This window comes from Streptomyces sp. MnatMP-M17, assembly GCF_900091995.1.
Lineage (GTDB): Bacteria > Actinomycetota > Actinomycetes > Streptomycetales > Streptomycetaceae > Streptomyces.
In genome coordinates, this window is the sequence record NZ_FMDK01000265.1 from 1 (window position 1) to 4,812 (window position 4,812).

Genomic DNA, 4,812 nt, shown 5'->3' on the forward strand with positions numbered 1-4,812 from the left:
GCCCCGCCGCACCTGGACGGTCTCGGTCCTCGCGGCGAAGCTCGCGGACGAGCGGCGCCGGCTGGACGAGCTCCAGGCGGGCGACCTCGCGGTCAAGGCGACGTTCGAACTCGGCTACGGAGCGCTGGAGCCGGCCCAGGCGCGCGCCTTCCGGCTGCTGGGCCTGGCGGACGGCCCGGACCTCTCCCTGGCCGCTGCCGCCGCCGTCCTGGACCTGCCGCTCCAGGACGCGGAGGACCTCCTGGAGTCCCTGGTCGACACGTCCCTCGTGGAATCCGCGGCCCCGGGCCGCTACCGCTACCACGACCTCGTACGCCTCTACGCCCGCGCCTGCGCGGAACGCGACGAACAGCCGCCGTCGCAACGGGAGTCGGCGATGTCGCGGCTGCTGGACTTCTACCTGGCGACGGCGGCACGGGTGTACGCACTGGAGCGGCCGGGGGACCGTCTGGTGGACCATCTGGAGCCGACGGCGTACGAGGGCATGCCCTTCACCGACCGGCAGACGGCCCTGGACTGGCTCTACACCGAGGCGAATTGCGTGCTGGCCTGCGCGCAGCAGGCGTCGCGCGGGCGCCAACTGCGCCGGGCCGTCGATCTGCTGTGGGCCGCGAAGGATCTGGCGGAGTCGGGCGCCAACTCCAAGCAGTACGAGTCCGCGGCGCTCTCCGCGCGGCGGGCCGCCCACGCGATGGGCGACCACCGTGCCGAGGGACGTGCCCGGACGACGCTCACCAACGTCTATCTCGTCGCGGGCCGTTACGAGGAGGCGGACGAGGAGGCCCGGCAGGCCAAACTGCTGGCACGGGCGGCCGACGATCCGGCGCCCGTCTTCTGGGCCAACAACGACCGGGGCATCATCGCGTTCATCCAGGGACGGCACAATGAAGCGGAGTCGTATCTGCGCCAGGCGATCGAGGACTCGCGCGCGGACCGGAACATCCCGGGCGAGGCGAGCGCCCTGTGCAACCTCTCCCGTACGCAGCTCTCGCTCGGCCGTACCGCCAAGGCCATCGCCCTCGCGCAGGAGGGCGTAGGCATATACGACCGGCTCGGGCTCACCGTGCGCCTCGCGAACGCCCGATATGCCCTCGGCGTGGCTCTCACTCATGCCGGGCGTCACAAAGAGGCGCTGGAAGAGCTGGACGAGGCGCTGACGAACTTCGGCAAGAACCGGCAGCGGCTGTGGGAAGGGACGACTCTCTTCCGGATGGCCGAGGTGCATCTCGCGGCCAAGCGGCCCGCCCACGCGGCGCAGCACGCCGAGCAGGCCCTCGCGTTCGGCTGCATCGGTGGTGACCGTATTCGCGCCGGCGTTCTGACGGTGCTGGGCCGGGCGCTGGAGATCCTCGGCCAGTCGGACCGCGCCCGTGTCTGCTGGCACGAGGCGCTGGCGTTGTACGAGTCGGTCGACGCGCCCGAGGCCACCGAGGTGAGCGGGCTTCTCACCCCGCTCAGCGCCGCTTGAGCGCTCGCGGATGCGCGTTCATCGAATGTTTATGCCCAGCCGCCATGCTCGGTGCATCGATCCGTCGCGTCGGGGGGCAGGCGGATCACTGGAGGACACCGGAGTCCGAGTGAGCCTCCCAGTCTCTGTCCGGCGGCCCCCGGGGGAGCCGCCGGGCAGAGGACCTCAAAGCCAGTGCCCAACCAGGGGAGTCGCACCATGAGCGCCGAGAACAACGACGACATCAAGACGATGGACAACCACGCGCCTTCCACGCCCGCGAAGGCGTTGCTGACCACCGCGGACAACCACACGCCGAGCACTCCGGCGAACGGTCTGACCACGATGGACAACCACGCGCCGATCCTTCCGCCGAACGGACTCCCGAACACCGAGGACAAGGACGACGAAGCGGCGGCCGACGAGCCGGCGGAGGAAGTCCTGACGACGATGGACAACCACGCACCCGCCCCGCCCAAGCCCTGACCAGTTCCCGACGGGGAGCGGCCGCGACGGCGCGGAGGGGGAGCCGTCGCGGCCGCGAGATTTACGGGGGGAAGTAGCGCACAACACGGGGGATCCGGGGGGATCCGGGGGAAGCGACAGAGGGGCCGAGCGTTTCGCTCGGCCCCTCTGTCGGTGTCCGCCCGGCGTCCCGCGCCCGCCCGGCGGTCAGCTTCGGGCTGTGGCCCTCGCCTCGCAGGTGCGTACGCGGGATACCTGCTTCGGGGAGTCCATCGTGACCCGGAGCGTCCTTGACTCGCCGCTTTCCAGGGTCACTTCCGTGTCGGCGTTGTCGACGACCGTGCCCGACGCGTCCTTGAAGTCGACGTCTATCTCGTAGAGGCCTGTCGTGCCCGAGGGTGTGTCCACGCGCACGGTCGCGTAGGTGACCGCCTTGCGCTTGCCGCTCGCCTTGCGGACGCAGGTGACGATACGGGCCTGGACGGTGCCGGACGTGGTGGACGTGGCGTACGGATCGGCCGTCGAGCCGCTGGACGAGCCGGAGCCGTAGTCGTCATCGTCGTCGTAGTGCGAACCCGAGCCCGCGCCCGCATAGCCGCCGTTCGACTTCTTCGAGCTGGAGCAGCCGCCTCCGCCGCTGCTGCTCGATCCCTTGCTCTTTCCCTTGCCCGACCCCTTGCCCGACGAGAATCCCGTCAGGGCCAGCACCACCACGACCAGTACGGCCGCGAATTTCATATGTCGACGCAGCAAAACCGAGCCCTCCCCCGTTGTCACTCATGGACCTGCCAATCGCGCGCGACACCTTAACAGCGCGCCCGCACCCGCCAGTACCTCCCCGCACCTGCCCGTACGCCCCCCGCGCCTGCCCGTACGCCCCAGCCGTCGCATGGCGCGCCTCCGGCACCCGGCGTAGCGTCGTGCACCGGGAGCGGGATCCGTACACCCGTGGTCAGGAGGCGGCGATGGTCCGCAACATCATCGGGTCGATCCTCGCTCTCGCCGCCGCGGCGGCGGCCGTACTGAGCCCGTTCCTCATCTGGTTCGACGGCCGTCGAGGGCATGATTACCGCGTCGCCGACCTGATCAACGGCATCACCGCCACCAGCTCCGCGGTCGCGGTCTCGCTGCTGCTCCCCTTCGCCGTCGCCGCGCTCGTCACGCTGATCGGACTGGTGCTGCGATCGCGGCTGCTGGTGGCGCTGGCCGGGCTGATCGTTCTGGGCTTCACGGTCCTGTGGATGGTGCGCCAGGGCCAGGTGTCGAACGGGCTCAGCATCAGCGGCGGCGGTACCGGGCTGGGCCTCGGTGTCGCGTACGCCCTCGGTGGTGGAGTGGTGCTGCTGCTGGCCGCGCTGGTGATGAGCGGTCGCCGCGCGCACTACCCGGCCCCGGAGGCCGCGCCGCAGCAATACGCGCCACAGCAGTACGCGCCGCAGCAGTACGCGCCGCAGCAGTACGCGCCGCAGGACGAGGACTGGGACTCGTACGGAGCGCATCCGTACGGCCAGGCGCAGCCCCAGCCCTACCAGCCACCGGGTTACGGGCATCCATGGGAAGGGCCCCACAAGTTCGGGCCTCCGCAGTACGACGAGCCCCAGCAGAACCAGCAGGACTGGCAGAACCAGCAGAACCAGTCCCAGGACGGCGACACCCAGTCCCTGCCCGTCAACGACGGCCGCGCCGAACCCCGGGACGACGATCCCCCGCGCCACTGAGCCCAGCCGCAGTCAGCCTCAGCCGCAAGCCCGCAAGTCGCCGCTACCGCGACCCGCGCCCCGTCGCCGTTCCCTTCACCGCGTCCAGCGCGTACACACACCGGTCCTTGCTGCACGCGTACACCACACCTCGCCGCGCCACCGGCGAGCCCGTGATCTCGCCGCCCGTCGCCAGCTTCCAGCGGAGCTGCCCGCCGCTCGCGTCCAGCGTGTACAGCACATGGTCCGCCGAGCCGAAGTGCAGCCTGCCGTCCGCGACGACCGGAGCGCCGATGACCTCGCCGCCCGCCGCGAAGCGCCACTTGGGCGTGCCCGTCACCGCGTCCAGCGTGTACAGCGCGCTGCCGCTGCCGACATGCACATTGCCGTCGGCGACGAGCACCGGCTCGATCGACTGGCGGGACTCCGTCGCGATACGCCAGCGGTCCTTGCCGGTGGCGGCGTCCAGCGCGTACACCGTGCCGAGATAGTCGGCGAGATAGACACCGCCGCCCGTGACCGCGGGACCGGGCGCGAAGGCCGGCGGCGAGAGGAAGACCGCGGGCGCCTCGAAGTGCCAGCGCACCCGGCCGGTCCCGATCTCGACCGACAGGACGCGCGTACCGGCGGAGACATACAGATGGCCGTCGGAGCCGGGCCTGACCCGTACGGGCACGCCACCGCAGGAGGCGGCGTCACCGATGGGATACGACCACAGCTCGGCGCCCGAGCGCGCGTCCAGCGCCAGCAGCCGGGCCTCCTTCCACACGTACACCGTGCCGTCGAAGACCGCGGGCCCGGCCTCGGGCGTCTCGAAGTCCGTCTGGGCCCCGGCGGTCTCCCACAGCTTCTCGCCGGTGGACGCCTCCCACGCCTGGACACCGCCGCCGCGCGTACCGGTGACGACCGTGCCGCGGTCGACCTTGAGGGAGTACACCCAGGCGTCGGTGCGCAGCCGCCAGCGCTCGCTGCCGTCCTTGCCGTCGAGTGCGTACAGCGTCGGCCCGTCGGAGGCGTGGATACGGCCTCCGGCGACGGCCATCGCCCAGGCCACGTCCCTGGTCTTGAACTGACGGCGCCCGGTGCCCACGTCCAGCGCGTGCACCTCGAAGGAGGTGACATAGAGCAGCTCGCCGTCGACGACCGGAGTGCCCCAGACGTCGTTCGACATCCGGAACCGCCAGGGCCGCCAGCGGGCCGGCG

General features: G+C 71.2%; 5 protein-coding genes. 3 read left to right on the forward strand and 2 right to left on the reverse strand.

The annotated features are described in order from the left end of the window. Positions 1–1,468: tetratricopeptide repeat protein (locus tag GA0115259_RS12625; protein WP_141716542.1), on the forward strand; the 1,468-nt coding region annotated here is incomplete at its 5' end. A gap of 198 nt (positions 1,469–1,666) precedes the next feature. Then, positions 1,667–1,933, forward strand: coding sequence for a hypothetical protein (locus GA0115259_RS12630; RefSeq protein ID WP_093595286.1), 267 nt, complete (start codon positions 1,667–1,669; stop codon positions 1,931–1,933). A gap of 186 nt (positions 1,934–2,119) precedes the next feature. On the opposite strand, the gene GA0115259_RS12635 is transcribed toward GA0115259_RS12630, so the two are convergent. Then, entirely contained in the window at positions 2,120–2,665 is a 546-nt protein-coding gene (locus GA0115259_RS12635; RefSeq protein WP_093595289.1) for a hypothetical protein, read from the reverse strand. A gap of 212 nt (positions 2,666–2,877) precedes the next feature. Between GA0115259_RS12635 and GA0115259_RS12640 the strand changes: the two genes are divergently transcribed. Beyond that, positions 2,878–3,630, forward strand: coding sequence for a hypothetical protein (locus GA0115259_RS12640; RefSeq protein ID WP_237539953.1), 753 nt, complete (start codon positions 2,878–2,880; stop codon positions 3,628–3,630). 43 nt (positions 3,631–3,673) lie between these two features. Here GA0115259_RS12640 and GA0115259_RS12645 read toward each other — a convergent pair. Further along, the coding region (locus GA0115259_RS12645) for an outer membrane protein assembly factor BamB family protein (protein ID WP_161230358.1) at positions 3,674–4,812 on the reverse strand (1,139 nt) is incomplete at its 5' end.